This is a genomic window from Moraxella canis, assembly GCF_002014965.1.
Taxonomy (GTDB): Bacteria; Pseudomonadota; Gammaproteobacteria; order Pseudomonadales; family Moraxellaceae; genus Moraxella; species Moraxella canis.
The window spans coordinates 366,590-381,426 of record NZ_MUXT01000001.1 but is presented as its reverse complement, the minus strand read 5'-3'; the positions used below and the strand labels follow the sequence as shown (position 1 = coordinate 381,426).

The 14,837-nt window shown below is 45.0% G+C and carries 12 protein-coding genes; 6 read left to right on the top strand and 6 right to left on the bottom strand.

Going from position 1 to position 14,837, the window contains the following annotated elements; all coding sequences use genetic code 11:
* Positions 1–70 precede the first annotated feature (70 nt).
* The 3 genes from B0180_RS01745 to gmk all read right to left on the bottom strand — a co-directional run bounded on the left by B0180_RS01745 (position 71) and on the right by gmk (position 3,497).
* Positions 71–2,260, bottom strand: a complete 2,190-nt coding sequence (locus B0180_RS01745) for a RelA/SpoT family protein (protein ID WP_078255385.1) — start codon at positions 2,258–2,260, stop codon at positions 71–73.
* Between the two features lie 247 nt (positions 2,261–2,507).
* The gene (rpoZ, locus tag B0180_RS01740) at positions 2,508–2,780 is read right to left on the bottom strand and encodes a DNA-directed RNA polymerase subunit omega (protein ID WP_049236634.1); all 273 of its coding nucleotides are present in this window, start codon (positions 2,778–2,780) and stop codon (positions 2,508–2,510) included.
* An 87-nt stretch (positions 2,781–2,867) separates the two neighbouring features.
* Positions 2,868–3,497 carry a guanylate kinase gene (gene gmk, locus B0180_RS01735; RefSeq protein WP_078255384.1) on the bottom strand — a complete coding sequence of 210 codons (630 nt, stop codon included), beginning with the start codon at positions 3,495–3,497 and terminating at the stop codon, positions 2,868–2,870.
* A gap of 172 nt (positions 3,498–3,669) precedes the next feature.
* Between gmk and ispH the strand changes: the two genes are divergently transcribed.
* Positions 3,670–4,611 carry a 4-hydroxy-3-methylbut-2-enyl diphosphate reductase gene (gene ispH / locus B0180_RS01730; protein ID WP_078255383.1) on the top strand — a complete coding sequence of 314 codons (942 nt, stop codon included), beginning with the start codon at positions 3,670–3,672 and terminating at the stop codon, positions 4,609–4,611.
* The gene (gene recJ, locus B0180_RS01725) at positions 4,611–6,362 is read left to right on the top strand and encodes a single-stranded-DNA-specific exonuclease RecJ (RefSeq protein ID WP_078255382.1); all 1,752 of its coding nucleotides are present in this window, start codon (positions 4,611–4,613) and stop codon (positions 6,360–6,362) included. The genes ispH and recJ overlap by 1 nt, the downstream gene beginning before the upstream one ends.
* A 3-nt stretch (positions 6,363–6,365) precedes the next feature.
* On the opposite strand, the gene B0180_RS01720 is transcribed toward recJ, so the two are convergent.
* The 3 genes from B0180_RS01720 to queE form a co-directional block, all read right to left on the bottom strand.
* Entirely contained in the window at positions 6,366–7,010 is a 645-nt protein-coding gene (locus B0180_RS01720; protein ID WP_078255381.1) for a trimeric intracellular cation channel family protein, read from the bottom strand.
* On the bottom strand, positions 7,007–7,972 hold the full coding sequence (locus B0180_RS01715) for a multidrug resistance efflux transporter family protein (protein WP_078255380.1): 966 nt from the start codon (positions 7,970–7,972) through the stop codon (positions 7,007–7,009). Before B0180_RS01715 ends, B0180_RS01720 begins: the two co-directional genes overlap by 4 nt.
* Before the next feature lie 103 nt (positions 7,973–8,075).
* The gene (gene queE, locus B0180_RS01710; RefSeq protein ID WP_078255452.1) at positions 8,076–8,795 is read right to left on the bottom strand and encodes a 7-carboxy-7-deazaguanine synthase QueE; all 720 of its coding nucleotides are present in this window, start codon (positions 8,793–8,795) and stop codon (positions 8,076–8,078) included.
* 587 nt (positions 8,796–9,382) lie between these two features.
* Here queE and B0180_RS01705 point away from each other — a divergent pair.
* The 4 genes from B0180_RS01705 to B0180_RS01690 all read left to right on the top strand — a co-directional run bounded on the left by B0180_RS01705 (position 9,383) and on the right by B0180_RS01690 (position 14,827).
* Positions 9,383–10,747, top strand: a complete 1,365-nt coding sequence (locus B0180_RS01705) for a diaminobutyrate--2-oxoglutarate transaminase (protein ID WP_078255379.1) — start codon at positions 9,383–9,385, stop codon at positions 10,745–10,747.
* Between the two features lie 114 nt (positions 10,748–10,861).
* Positions 10,862–12,400, top strand: coding sequence for a type I restriction-modification system subunit M (locus B0180_RS01700; protein WP_078255378.1), 1,539 nt, complete (start codon positions 10,862–10,864; stop codon positions 12,398–12,400).
* A 7-nt stretch (positions 12,401–12,407) separates the two neighbouring features.
* Positions 12,408–13,532: a restriction endonuclease subunit S gene (locus B0180_RS01695; protein ID WP_078255377.1), complete on the top strand. Its 1,125-nt coding sequence runs from the start codon at positions 12,408–12,410 to the stop codon at positions 13,530–13,532.
* 170 nt (positions 13,533–13,702) lie between these two features.
* Positions 13,703–14,827 (top strand): Fic family protein, encoded by a 1,125-nt coding sequence (locus tag B0180_RS01690; protein WP_078255451.1) that lies wholly within the window; start codon positions 13,703–13,705, stop codon positions 14,825–14,827.
* Positions 14,828–14,837: the final 10 nt, after the last annotated feature.

Below are 14,837 nucleotides of genomic sequence, written 5' to 3'. Positions count from 1 at the left end.
TTTGACTGAAGTTAGTATTATAATAGACCATTTTACCATCCAAATTCAAGCTTTTTGGCGCGCATAATCATCACTGATACAGGCGCATGATGTTTGGATAGCCAAGCAATGTGCGCAATTTTTCAATCCCTTCTGCCAAGTGAGAGCGTGAGCGCACCACAATGTGTAGCGTGGTCGTACCGACTTTGCCGTCTTGATCTGACTTGGTGTCTGTTTTGACATAGGTTTGTTCGACACCGATATTCAGCGCGCGCATCTCATAGATCACTTGGCTGATTTGTTCTTCGTTTAAAATGGCATAAATACGCAGCATCGCCGGGAAGCGCAAAGCATCTGGCTGATCTTGTAAAGATTGATCAGATTTCCAATTCAGCTGAATAATCTGATAAGGCGAATCGGCGCGCACCGCCTGTAAAGAGTAGCACTTATGACGATGCACAACCAAGCCTTGGCGAGACAAATGCCCAACAATCTGATCGCCATAAATCGGATTGCAGCAGCGCGCAAAATCCACTTCCACGCCCTTGATGCCTGCCAACAGATGCTTAGAGCGAGTAATTTCATGACCATCAGCAGTATCAATCTCTTCACTAAATAGGCGAGAGACGACCAATTGCGGCAATAACATGCCTGTCGATAGCTGCATAAATAGCTCATCTGGCGTATTGATACCGCGCCATTTTAGAATGTCAGCCCAGTCATCATCGTTCAAATCAGTGATGCTTTTGCCGTAAGTGTTCAAAGCGCGATCAAGCGCCTGCTTACCATAATGGATCTTTTGGTCTTCAGGCAGTCGCTTTAAGAATTTTAAAATTTCTGTGCGGGCTTTGTTGGTGGCGACAAAGCCGAGCCATTCGGCGCGCGGGGTGGCGTTTTTGTCGGTGTCGATACTGACGGTATCGCCATCGGCGAGCACCAGACCAAGCTTGCCATGCTCATTGTTGATATCAGCGCCAGTTGCGATATTGCCGATCGCAGGTCCGACTGCATAAGCAAAATCTAGCGCCGTTGAGCCGCGTGGCAGTTCGTAGGCGCGCCCTTTGGGGCTGTAGCAGACGATTTTTCGTTCGTGCAAATAGCTGATCAGCTCTTCGATGATGGCGATGTGCGAATCATCACCTTCGGTCTCGCTGGCATTTGCCAGATCTTGCATATTGCGCAGACTGGCTTGAATGACTGACTGACTGACGCCAGTTCGGTCACTACTGATAATGCCTAGGCGAGAGGCTTCTTGCATGCGGCGAGTCATCAGCGTGATCTTGATGTGATTATAATCACGATCATAAAACAGCGTCAAAGATTGGTTACCGCCGGCTTGAGGTTTGCGAATATTATCATGGATTTGGCGATCGCCGATTTGATATTTTTGGATCAGATAAGTGGCAAGCTTATCACAAGACTCAATGTCTTTTAAGATGACTTCAAAATCATACTGACGAATCAGTCGGCTGATTTGACCACGATTTTTGAAAAACTGCCGATACATTGAGGTGCGATTGTCGAGCACTTGCACATTACCATCTAGGTTGAGGTGCGACAGTAAGCTTTGTAAATAAGTACTGATCTCAGTTTTTTGAAAGTTACGCCCCAAGCCATGCTGTAATAATTTATCCGTAAATTTGTTATACATATCAGGATTTAAATTGCGATAGCATAACAGCTCAATATAATCAGCGATGTTATTTAGCCTCATCAGGCGCGCAAAAGGAATATAAAAATCCAGCGTTTCTTGAGCGGTTCGTTTTTGTTTTTCTTCGCTGACAGCATCGAGCGTGGACATATTGTGCAGACGGTCAGACAGCTTGATGATGAGAACGCGCGGATCGGATAAGGTGGCTGTTAAGATCTTATGAAAGGTGGCGGCTTGGCTTTGCTGCTTACTCATCCCTGAGGATTTAAGCTTGGTGACACCATCGACAAGCTGAGCGACCATTTGACCAAATTCTTGTGTCACCAGCTCATCGGTAACTTCGGTATCTTCGACAGTATCGTGTAAAATGGCAGCGACAATGGTATCGCGGTCTAAGCGAAAGCCTGCCAAAATCTCCGCCACCGCGATCGGATGAGTGATATAAGGCTCGCCAGATTTTCGCTTATCATTGATGTGCGCGACATCACCAAAATGACACGCACGCAAGACATCGGCGCGCTCATCAGGCTTAAGATAGGCGACGGCGCGCATCAGACTGTCACGAGCTTCATCCACAAGCGGGTGGCTAAGAGTGGTAGGAATATGATGTGGATGATAGCTTTCTAGCATGGACGGCTCGCACAAATTAAATCTGATCAATAACTAAAAAATGACTTGGCTTGTTTGGGTTTAAAGCCCTGAATTTAAGCCCTATAATAAAGCACTTTGTAGGGGTGTTGTCAATATCTTCACCATTGAATTGATTAATTTTAAGATTTTTATTCATCAATAATACAGTGCATGACATCGCTGATCATCAGTTTAAAAATATAAATAAAAAAAGCCATGAAAACATGGCTTTAGGAACCGAAGCAGATTATAGGGTGTTGCCCAACTGCTCAGGCGTGATCTCATAAGATTGATTCGATTTTGGGAACAAATCTTCATCAGGCTCATCTAAGATGGCGCGACCGACATTGCCTGCTGCGATCTCACGCAGTGCAAGTACAGTCGGCTTGTCATTATCAACCGCGACCGTCGGCTCAACTTTACCATTGGCAAGTTGGCGAGCGCGCTTGCTTGCCACCAAAATCAACTCAAAACGATTATCGACATTTGCTAGACAGTCTTCGATGGTTACTCGTGCCATGGATATTCTCTTAAACTAAATGGTGAATTTTTTATTATATCAAGTTTTTAAGGGTTTTTTAAGTGCCTTTTGATGTTTTTTGTCAATTCATGAGTGGATTGGCGCATCATCAAATAACGCAGCAATCAAAGCAGCGTGGCGAGACTGCTGCGCGCGCAGGGTGAGCCGATGGCTCTTTACGATCGTTTGTAGATCGCTAAGCGCTGTCTCAAAGTGGTCATTGATCACGATGTAGTCAAATTGATCGTATTGGCGCATCTCATCAAGCGAGCCTGCCAAGCGTTTTTGGATGACTTCTTGGCTGTCTTGACCACGATTTGACAGACGCTCTGCCAACGCTTGACGGGTGGGCGGCAGAATAAAAATCATCACCGCTTGGGTAAACTGTGCTTTGACTTGCAGCGCGCCTTGCCAATCAATTTCCAAGATCACATCAATCCCTTGGGCTAACAAATCCATGACGGCTTGTTTGGATGTGCCATAATAATTATCAAACACTTGGGCATATTCTAAAAACGCCGATGCCTCAATCAACGCTTGAAAGCTTTGTTTATCTGTAAAGTGATAATGCGTGCCATCCACTTCGCCCGGTCTTGGCGCGCGCGTGGTGTGCGAGACGCTGACGCTAAGATTGTCTGTGCTGCTGAGCAGTTCTTTGACCAGTGATGTTTTGCCGGTGCCGGATGCAGCCGTGATGATAAAGAGTGTGCCTGTCATGACATGTCCTTAAACGTGAGATAAAAATATTGCCATATTTTAGCACAGTTTGAATATAAAATAATCGCTTTGGCGCACGCTGATCGGTGGAGGGATTTGGGGGTGGGTGCTAGGTTTATTGACTAAAATTTGCTAAAATGAGTGGATGTTTTGATGGATTTTGAGTAACGAGATGAAAATAGTACTAGCCAATCCGCGCGGATTTTGTGCGGGCGTGGACAGAGCGATCGCGATTGTGAATGAAGCTTTGCGCCGGTTTAATCCGCCGATTTATGTTCGGCATGAAGTGGTTCATAATAAATTTGTGGTTGAGGATTTGGCGCGCCGAGGGGCAGTTTTTGTTGAAGAGCTTGACGAAGTGCCGGATGGGGCGATTGTGATTTTTTCGGCGCACGGCGTCTCAAAAGCGGTCGAAGATGAAGCAAAAAGACGCGACTTGACTGTGTTTGATGCCACTTGCCCATTGGTGACCAAAGTGCATATCGAGGTGGGTAAATTTGCCAAAGAGGGTATGGACGCCATCTTAATCGGTCATGCAGGTCATCCTGAAGTTGAAGGGACGATGGGGCGTTTTGATACCAGTTTTGGGGGGCGCATCCATTTGGTTGAAGATGTCGAGGATGTGGCTAAGCTTGATTTTGAGCGTGATAAATCCTTGGCATTTGTCACGCAGACCACACTGTCAATGGATGATACTGCCAATGTCATCGATGCGCTCAAAGATCGCTTTCCTGCCATCAATGCCCCAAGAAAAGACGATATTTGCTATGCCACCCAAAATCGCCAAGACGCTGTTAAGATGCTCTCTAATGAGTGCGATGTGGTGTTGGTGGTGGGCAGTCCAAATTCCTCCAACTCAAACCGCCTGCGCGAGCTTGCCGAACGCATGGGCAGACGAGCGTATTTGATCGATAATGCCGGTCAGATGGATCGATCGTGGTTTGATGGGGTTGGGTCAGTTGGCGTGACCGCAGGGGCATCGGCGCCTGAGATCTTGATCCAAGAAGTACTTGACACCTTACAGCAGTGGGGGGCTGATGCACCCACGGAGCTGTCGGGTATCGAAGAAAATGTTACTTTCAGCTTGCCAAAGTCATTGACCAAGGCAGGCTGATGGCGCATCTTAATTTAACCCCAAGGCTGACTGAGTCTGTCGATGAGCAGCTTTATCATCAGGTTGGTTCTTTGGCGCTTGCGCGCGTTCTACAGGCTAGGGGTGTGCATGATCTTAGCCAGATGGATACCGATATCTCTCAGCTGCTTGCGGCGGCAGATCTGATGGGGATTGATGATGCCATAGCGCTCATCGATGAGGCGATCGATCGGCGCGATCAAATTTTGATCATTGGCGATTTTGATTGCGATGGCGCTACCAGTACCGCTTTGATGGTGCGTGTGCTACGCCAAATGGGCGCTTTGGTGGATTTTTTGGTGCCTGATCGCTTTAAGTTTGGCTATGGGCTGACACCGCAAATCGTTGAGCACGGCGCTGCACTGTATAGCCCCAAATTAATCATCACGGTCGATAACGGCATCTCAAGCCATGATGGCGTGGCAGCTGCCCATCAGATGGGGATTAAGGTTGTCATCACCGATCATCACTTAACGACTAAGCCGTCTCCGCCTGCTGATGCAGTGGTCAATCCCAATCAGCTGGGCTGCGACTTTGGCAGCAAATGGCTGGTGGGCGTGGGCGTTGCTTTTTATGTGATGGGCAGGCTTGCCAAGCATCGGCGGCAGCTTGGTAAGATGAGCGCAAGTGTCGCTCAATATCTGGATTTGGTCGCGCTTGGCACCGTTGCTGATCTTGGGGTGCTCGATCAAAACAATCGCATTTTGGTCACTCATGGACTCAATCGCATCCGTCAAGGTCAGTGCGTGATCGGCATGTTAGCCATCTTAGAGCAGGCAGGCAGGCAGGCTCAGATGATCACCAGTGAAGACTTTGGCTTTGCCATTGCGCCTAGGATTAATGCTGCTGGGCGCATGGATAATATGCGTATCGGCGTTGAGTGCTTACTCACCGATGACTGGGAGGAGGCGCACCGATTGGCGATTGAGCTAAATAAGCTGAATTATGCGCGCCGCAGCGTTGAGATGACCATGAAAGACGATGCAGTCGCCATCATAGACTCTTTACCACTTTTTAACGATGCGCCGCCTAGAGGAATTGTGCTGTATCAAGATGACTGGCATCAAGGCGTGATTGGTATTGTTGCAGGTCGCCTAAAAGAAACGCTGTATCGTCCAAGCATTGTATTTGCGCCCGCAGACCCCGACGCTTTGGGTGATGAAGATGACATCAAAGGATCCGCTCGTTCTATCGCTGGCGTGCATATTCGCGATGTCATCGAAAGTGTGGCGGTCGCTCATCCTGGCTTGATCAAGCACTTTGGTGGTCATGCGATGGCGGCAGGCTTGACGCTCAAAAAAGCAAATTTTGAGCGCTTTGCACAAGCATTCCAAGATGAGCTGGCAGGCTTTGATGAGGCGTTATTTTATGAAGAAAAGTTCACCGATGGCGCGCTTTTGCCCGAGGAATTCAGTCTAAATTTTGCAGATAAGCTTAAAAGTATCAGTGTTTGGGGTAATGGCTTTGTGCCACCTGTATTTGATGGCGAATTTGAAGTCATCAATCAGCGTATCTTAAAAGATAAGCACCTAAAACTCACCCTAAAGATGGCAGGTGTGCAATATCCGATTGATGCGATTTGGTTCAATTATCGGGCAGATGATTGGGATTATCGAGCGTTCGGCGTGCATATTTTATATACTTTGGATATTAATGAGTGGCAGGGTAGCCAAAGTTTGCAACTGATCATTAAAGATTTGGCGGTGATTAGCACAGCGGCGTTGATGGGATAAGTGTTATTTGTCTTTATTTAATTGAATGGATGGCAGATGCCAATCAAACCTCAGTGCCATCATGCGCACCCCAAAAATGGTCGTAAGTGTTAAGCTTTGCTTAATCCAATCTGCCACCGTCAGATGACCCAAAACCAGATATAATACAGAGCCTATGATGCTGGCGCTGATGTAGATTTCTTTTTGGAGCACTAAGGGGATTTCATTACAAATCATATCACGCATGATGCCGCCAGCAATGCTTGTTAGCACCGCCATCATCACCGCAATCAGTGGATGGGCGTCAAACGACAGCGCCACCGTCAAGCCAATCACGCTAAAGGCGGCAAGACCGATGGCATCAAAAAATTTCAGTGCGCCATCAATGTGCTGATGGCGATGAAAAAACATCTGGCATAAGATGGATGTGATGGTGATGACCACGACATAAGTCAAATCCGTCATCCAAAACAGTGGATGGCGACCAAGCATGACATCACGAATGGTGCCGCCGCCGATGGCATTGACCATCGACACCAAAATACCGCCAAATAAATCAAAACGCTTATACATCGCCAAAGTGGTTGCAGCGATGGCACAAGCGATGATGCCGATCATATCCAGCAGATAAATCAGTATCTCGGTATTAAAATTGCCTAAAAATGTCATGGCTGCTGCATCCTTGAAAATAATACAAGTCCTGCTGTCACCATGATAATGCCTGCCCAGCTGAGTATGGGCGGTATCGGCGTGCCCAGCAGTATCATACCACCGATGAGCGAAAAAATAACTTCGGTGGCTTGTGTGGCGTCGACTGCAGCAACTTGACCGCTATTATTCGCTTGGGAGCGTGCCAGTAGAAAAATACTGGTGGCAATCACGCCAGCAAACAGTGCAACCAAAAGCGCATTAAAAGCTTGAGAAATGCCAAGTATTGGCGGCTGCACCCATAAAGATAGTATCAGCCAAAATGGCAATGAACCCACCGATAACAGCCACACTTTATGTAAGGGGTTTGCAATCAAAGTATTGGTTAGATGCGGAATGCGTCGCCGCCACACATGATCGCTAGGCGTTCTAGTGGCGTACCATAGCATTTGATTGCCGATAGGAAAACAAAATCCAGCCGCCAAAGCAGGTAATGCCCCATATAATAATAGCACTGACAAGGGCGTGCTACTTGGCGAATGTAGCCCCTCACCGATATTGGTTAATATGACACCAAGAAAAATCAGCAGGCTTGTACCAATGGTGGCAGCGCCCAAACGCTCACCCAATAATCCAAGGATGATTAAGCTTGCCACAGCAGTGAATTGAAATGTGGCGGCAATGACCCAACCAGGCGCATAATCTGCACCAAAGCATAACAGTGCATAAAACCCACCAAATCCAACGCTGCCAGCGGCACAATAAAAACGCCAATTTGCCCAAAACAATCGACACAAATCCATCAAAGTGCCCATGCCGCTTTTGATGACGACCATCAGGCTAATAATCAGGCTCATGAACACATAACGCAAGCTTGCCGACCAAAACCAATGACCGCCTTGGCTTGCCATCAGTTCATTCAGCACAAATGTTGAGCTAAAAAAGCCGCCAGCAATCACACCTAAAATGATCAGCTTTAGCATGGATGTTTCCTGATTGATGCGTTATCACTGTGATGAGCTGGCAGTTTTTGGTGTATCAAAGCTGCCTTTGTCATTGAGTGAATCTACTGTGATAATGGATGAGCTATTTGCCTTTGGCGTCTGCCCAAATGATCTTGTGCAGCTGTAGCCCCAGTCGCACTGGCAAAGCGTCTGCCAAGATCCACTCAGCCAGGTTGGTTGCGATGGTGGGTGCTTGACTGGTAGTTTCATTAATATCAAACATGGGCGACAGCCAAACCGTACCAACCCGCTCATGTAGTGCATGGTGTTCGATCATTTGTTTTGCCCAGTCGTAGTCGGCACGATCGGCGATGACAATTTTAATCTGATCATGAGAAGTGAGATGTGCCAAATTTTCCCAAAGATTTTTATCGGCTTCACCTGAAGAAGGCGTCTTTAGATCCATGACTTTGGAAACAGAGCGCGGCACATCAGCCACAGATAAAGCACCAGCCGTCTCAAGACTGATCTCATAGCCTGACTCAAGCAGGCGCTGCATCAGCGCGATGGCATTCGGCTGAGCCAGTGGTTCACCGCCTGTCACGCAGACGCGCTTGCAAGGATACTGGGCAATGTGCGCCATAATATCATCAAGCCCCCAGCGCTCACCGCCTGAAAATGAATAGGTGGTATCACAATAGGTGCAGCGTAGCGGACAGCCTGTCAAACGAATAAAAACGGTCGGCAGCCCAGAAGTCAGCGCCTCACCTTGAAGTGAATAAAAGATCTCCGTAAGCTTCAATCCAGCTTGCGGATCGGTGGTTGGGATTTTGGTATTTCTAAGAGTGTCTGCTTGATTCACGATGTATCTGGCTTTCAAAAATGGCTGATAAAATGCCAATATTGTACCAAACAATCACTCAGCGTGGCGAATTATCTTGTATATATCGGTGAATCTTGGCTCAATTTATCCTTGTGCTTTGATCAAGCTTTTGGCAGGATTGAGAATCGCTGCGGCAAACTTAAGCTGATTTGACCAAAGTTATGATCAAATTTGGACAAAAAGTCTTTACATTTTTCAATAAGCGTGTATGATACCTGCTGAGCCGAAAGGTATCTTATCGATCGGCTCATAAGAACTTAACAGCGTAATAAATTTAATTTACCATTGTCAATAAACTTTCATGAAATCATGGTAAATTTCAAAAAAGGTTTTAAGATAATAAATCAAAGACAAATCTGATAGTAAGTTTGCTGTTTTATCAAAAACAGATAACCCAATATCAAACTGATGACGCGGTGTGCGCATGAGTTTGTCTGCCATTTTTATTTAGGCAGCTCTTTATGGAGCGGTCTGATAAATCTTAGAACCTATACAAGCAGTATAGGTTTTTTTCGTTAAGCATCTGTGCTTTTTTCTTCAACCCTTATCTGAGATGGTAATCCGATATGAGCGTTCACACCCCTGTAATTCCCCCACAAAATGCAACCAATGACTACTACCTAACTCGCCAAAATGAGATGGAGTCAAATGTTCGCAGCTACCCCCGCAAGCTACCCCTAGCCATCGCCAAAGCTCAAGGCTGCTGGGTGACAGACGTGGAGGGTAATGAATATCTTGACTGTTTGGCAGGTGCTGGTACTTTGGCACTGGGTCACAATCACCCTGCGACCATAGGCGCCATCAAAGATGTGCTAGACAGCGGATTGCCACTGCATACGCTTGATATCACCACGCCTATCAAAGATGCCTTTACCGAAAAACTGTTGTCGTTTTTCCCCAAAGATTTTGTTCTGCAGTTTTGTGGTCCGACAGGTGCAGATGGCACCGAGGCGGCGATTAAGCTTGCCAAAACTTATACAGGTCGTGATAATGTGATTGCCTTTAGCGGTGGCTATCATGGGATGACGCATGGGTCGCTTGCGATGACGGGCAATCTCTCCGCCAAAGAAAAAGTCGGTAATCTCATGGCAGGCGTGCAGTTTATGCCTTATCCGCATGAGTATCGCTGCCCCTTGGGCTTAGGTGGTGAAGCTGGCGTGGATGCTTTGACTTATTATTTTGAGAACTTTATTGAAGATGTAGAGTCTGGCGTGGTCAAACCTGCTGCTGTTATCCTAGAAGCCATTCAAGGTGAGGGCGGTGTGGTGCCAGCCCCCAAAAAATGGCTACAAAAAATCCGTGAAGTCACCGCCAAGCATGACATCGTGCTGATTTTGGATGAGGTGCAGGCAGGCTTTGCTCGCTCTGGTAAGATGTTCGCCTTTGAGCACGCTGAGATTGTCCCTGATGTGGTGGTGATGAGTAAGGCGGTGGGCGGCGGCTTACCTTTATGTGTGCTTGCCATTAACAAAAAGTTTGACGCATGGGCGCCTGCTGGACATACAGGCACATTCCGTGGCAATCAGCTTGCCATGGCGGCAGGCTATAATGTTTTGACCGAAATCACCGAAAATAACCTTGCGGACAATTCGCGCATTCAAGGCGAGTTTTTGCGCGGTGAATTGAGAAAAGCAGCGGAACAGTACCCTTGTATCGGTCATGTGCGTGGACGCGGTTTGATGACGGGCGTTGAGATCGTGGATGAGCGTCAGCCTGCCGATCACATGGGCTCTTATCCTGCTGATGGCGAGCTAGCTGCCGCTATCCAAAAAGCGTGCTTTGATAATAAGCTACTTTTAGAGCGCGGTGGTCGCGGTGGTACGGTGGTGCGCCTACTTTGCCCAATTACAATCACTCAAGAGGAGTGTATTGAGGTCATTACACGCTTTACAAAAGCTGTCGGTGAAGCCCTAAAAGCAGTGCGTGGCTGATATTATTAATTCATAGGGCTTGATAAATAAGGCTTAGTATCACATACTAAGCCTTATTTTATGTTAGACTAATGCTATTTAATTTATCAATGAAATCAATCTAAGGAAGTTATCATGACGAATATGCAACAACGTGCCGAACTTCACCGCCGCATTTGGCAAATTGCCAATGATGTTCGTGGTTCTGTGGATGGCTGGGATTTTAAGCAATATGTTTTGGGGGCGTTGTTCTATCGTTTTATCAGTGAAAATTTTGCTGCCTTTTTTGATGATGAAGATACCAATTACGCAACGCTAAACGATAATATCATCACTGATGGTATTAAAGATGATGCCATCAAAACCAAAGGATTTTTTATTTATCCAAGCCAGTTATTTGTCAATGTCGCCAAAACTGCTCATAGCAATCCTAATTTAAATACTGACTTGGCAAATATTTTCATGAATATTGAATCATCTGCCAGTGGCTACGCGTCTGAACATGATATCAAGGGCTTATTTGCTGATTTTGATACCACCAGCAACCGCTTGGGTAATACCGTGGCGGATAAAAACAAACGACTAACCGCTGTGCTAAAAGGCGTTGCTGAACTTGATTTTGGTAATTTTAGTGACAGTCAAATTGACTTATTTGGTGATGCTTATGAGTTTTTGATTTCAAATTATGCTGCCAATGCGGGTAAATCAGGGGGTGAGTTCTTTACACCACAGCATGTCTCAAAATTGATTGCAAAACTCGCCCTATATGGACAGAGTGAAGTTAATAAAATCTATGACCCTGCCTGTGGTTCAGGCTCGTTGCTATTGCAAGCCAAAAAGCAGTTTGATGAACATGTCATTAAAGAAGGGTTTTTTGGGCAAGAAATTAACCATACGACCTACAACTTAGCTCGGATGAATATGTTTTTGCATAACATTAATTACGACAAGTTTAATATTGAGCTGGGTGATACGCTCATCGATCCAAAGCTTAAAGATGATAAACCGTTTGATGCCATTGTCTCTAATCCACCATACTCGATTAAATGGATTGGCTCTGATGATCCAGTGCTGATTAATGATGAGCGTTTTGCGCCAGCCGCGGTATTGGCACCAAAATCTAAGGCAGATTTTGCGTTTATCCTACATGCGCTGAATTATCTATCTGCCAAAGGACGCGCGGCGATCGTTTGTTTTCCAGGGGTTTTTTATCGCGGTGGCGCGGAAGCTAAGATTCGTCAGTATTTGGTGGATAATAACTATGTGGAAACGGTCATTGCCTTAGCACCCAATTTATTTTTTGGGACATCGATTGCGGTGAATATTCTGGTGCTATCCAAGCATAAAACCGATAACCGCACGCAGTTTATTGATGCAAGTGAATTATTTAAAAAAGAAACCAATAATAATATCCTAACCGATGAGCACATCGACGCCATCATGACTTTATTTGCTGATAAAACAGATGTCGCCCATCAAGCGGTGATGGTGGAGTATGACGCCATCAAAGCCAATGATTATAATCTGGCGGTGAGCTCTTATGTAGAAGCCAAAGATACCAGAGAAGTGATTGATATTGATGTGCTCAATGCCGACATTCGCCAAACTGTCGCCACAATCGACCGCTTGCGAGCTGAGATTGATGAGATCGTAGCAGGGATTGAGGGGAAATAGCAAAACAATGAAAACCAATATCTTAACAATGATTGAGCAGGCGGAAGTGGCATGGAAGCCATTGGGGGAGATTTTAGTTAGAACCAAAGGAACAAAAATCACCGCAGGTCAAATGAAAGAGCTGCATAAAGAAAATGCACCCATTAAAATATTTGCAGGTGGTAAGACATTTGCTTTGGTAGATTTCGATGATATTCCCCAAAAAGATATTAACAATGAACCATCAATTATTGTGAAATCAAGAGGAATCATTGAGTTTGAGTTTTATGACAAACCCTTTTCTCATAAAAATGAAATGTGGTCTTATCATTCACAAAATGAAAATATAGAAACTAAGTTTGTTTATTATTTTCTTAAACAAAATGAACTGCACTTTCAAAAAATTGGCTCAAAAATGCAAATGCCACAAATTGCAACACCAGATACAGATAAGTTTTTAATCCCCATTCCCCCACTCGAATTACAAAAAGAAATTGTAAAAAGACTTGACATTTTGACAGAGCTGGAAGCTACGCTGGAAGCTGAACTTACCTTGCGAAAAAAACAATATCAATACTATCGGGATTTTTTATTATCTGAAAATGAATTAGCAAAGGTGGGGTTTGAGTGGAAGCGTTTGGGGGAGGTTGTCAATCTAAAACGTGGCAAAAGATTGGTGCGTAGCGAATTAGAAGAGACAGGAGAATATGCTGTTTACCAAAATAGTTTACAACCTTTAGGATATTATCATCAAGCAAATTGCCCATCAAATTCAACATTTATAATTACAGCTGGCGCCGCAGGCGAAATTGGTTATAGCTACACTGATTTTTGGGCTGCTGACGATTGTTATTATTTACAGTGTCCGAAAGACAAGTTAAATGATAGGTTTGTTTATCATGCTTTAATGAATCAAAAACAAAAAATTGTGGGACAGGTTAGGAAAGCAAGTGTGCCACGATTAGGAAGAAATTCTATTGAAAATATTAAAATCCCAATCCCGCCCCTTGACACCCAAGCCAAAATCGTTGCCATTTTGGATAAATTTGACCATTTGACGAGTTCCATCACGGACGGCTTACCAAAGGAAATTGAGCTAAGACGCAAGCAATACGAGTATTATCGGGAGCTGCTTTTGGGGTTTGGTATGTAAACCAAAAATTTGCATAAAATGGTTGATAAGCCATTTTGCTGACCAAAAATGGTGGACAAACTTATTTGTAAACCAAAAAATGGTAAAATTGGTTGATAAACTTGTTTGTGAACCATGAATGTGCGACAATGCGATTTATCAACCAAAAATCATTAAAAATGGTTCACAAAATGAAAAAATTACTCAATTTTGAACATGCTATTTATTATCATGATGGTAAATTTCCGCCACAGTCTATTGATTTGCAAAAAATCTTGCCTGCACTGCTCTCTGCCACCGATGCGATTTCTCGTTATGACCAAATGCTCAAAAATTTGCATAATAATGAAATTCTACTTGCACCACTACGCAACCAAGAGGCAGTGATTTCATCACGCATGGAGGGTACGATTAGTACCATGGATGAGATTTTGCAGTATGAAGCGGATTTTGCTGATGATGAATATTCTCCCCAAGTGCGTTCGGATATTATTGAAACACTCTTGTATCAGCGGACGCTAAAAAATGCACAACAAGCGATGATGGCAGGCTACCCACTGAGTATATCGCTACTAAAAACCATGCATGAACAGCTATTATCCTACGGTCGTGGTGCGAATAAATCCCCAGGCGAATTTAAAAAAGAGCAAAATTATCTGGCGGATACGATTTCTCGCCATATTTTATTTGTGCCTATCTCGCCTGAGCAGCTGCCTGATGGGTTGGAGCGTCTGTTTGAATACATCAATCACGACAGCAATCCGATTTTGCTAAAAACGGCAGTCAGTCATTTGGAATTTGAGGCATTGCACCCATTTCAAGATGGTAACGGGCGCATTGGGCGTATGCTCATCACGCTGATGTTGTGGTCGGCTGGAGTGATTTCGGCACCGCATTTTTATATTAGTGGTTATTTTGAAGAGCATAAAAATCGCTATGTGGATTTGATGCGTCAAGTATCACAGACGGGCGATTGGAATGAGTGGGTGATATTTTTTTTGGAGGCGATCGCTCATCAATCTGCCAAAAATTTACACATTGCCGAAAGTATCGTAGAGCTGTATGAAGAGATGAAAGCGGTGTTTAGTGATATTATCTCAAGCAAACATGCCATTTCTGTGCTTGATTATGTCTTTACCAATCCTGTATTTCGTAACAGTAGCCTATCACAAAAGCTAAATATCGCCCCAACCACAGCCAATAGATACACCAAGGCACTGCATGAGCAAGGTATTTTGATGATTAGTGAAGAGGCAAGCGGTAGAACATCGACGCGCTACAGCTTTGAGCGATTAATGAATTTAGTGCGAGTGTGATGCATGATAT

Excerpts from the sequence above, each read along its gene's own strand:
- gmk (WP_078255384.1), bottom strand. The coding sequence starts at position 3,497 with ATGACAGGCACACTCTTTATCATCACGGCTGCATCCGGCACCGGCAAA.
- B0180_RS01720 (WP_078255381.1), bottom strand. The coding sequence starts at position 7,010 with ATGACATTTTTAGGCAATTTTAATACCGAGATACTGATTTATCTGCTG.
- recJ (WP_078255382.1), top strand. The coding sequence starts at position 4,611 with ATGGCGCATCTTAATTTAACCCCAAGGCTGACTGAGTCTGTCGATGAG.
- B0180_RS01690 (WP_078255451.1), top strand. The coding sequence starts at position 13,703 with ATGAAAAAATTACTCAATTTTGAACATGCTATTTATTATCATGATGGT.
- B0180_RS01745 (WP_078255385.1), bottom strand. The coding sequence starts at position 2,260 with ATGCTAGAAAGCTATCATCCACATCATATTCCTACCACTCTTAGCCAC.
- B0180_RS01715 (WP_078255380.1), bottom strand. The coding sequence starts at position 7,972 with ATGCTAAAGCTGATCATTTTAGGTGTGATTGCTGGCGGCTTTTTTAGC.
- rpoZ (WP_049236634.1), bottom strand. The coding sequence starts at position 2,780 with ATGGCACGAGTAACCATCGAAGACTGTCTAGCAAATGTCGATAATCGT.
- B0180_RS01705 (WP_078255379.1), top strand. The coding sequence starts at position 9,383 with ATGAGCGTTCACACCCCTGTAATTCCCCCACAAAATGCAACCAATGAC.
- B0180_RS01700 (WP_078255378.1), top strand. The coding sequence starts at position 10,862 with ATGACGAATATGCAACAACGTGCCGAACTTCACCGCCGCATTTGGCAA.
- B0180_RS01695 (WP_078255377.1), top strand. The coding sequence starts at position 12,408 with ATGAAAACCAATATCTTAACAATGATTGAGCAGGCGGAAGTGGCATGG.
- ispH (WP_078255383.1), top strand. The coding sequence starts at position 3,670 with ATGAAAATAGTACTAGCCAATCCGCGCGGATTTTGTGCGGGCGTGGAC.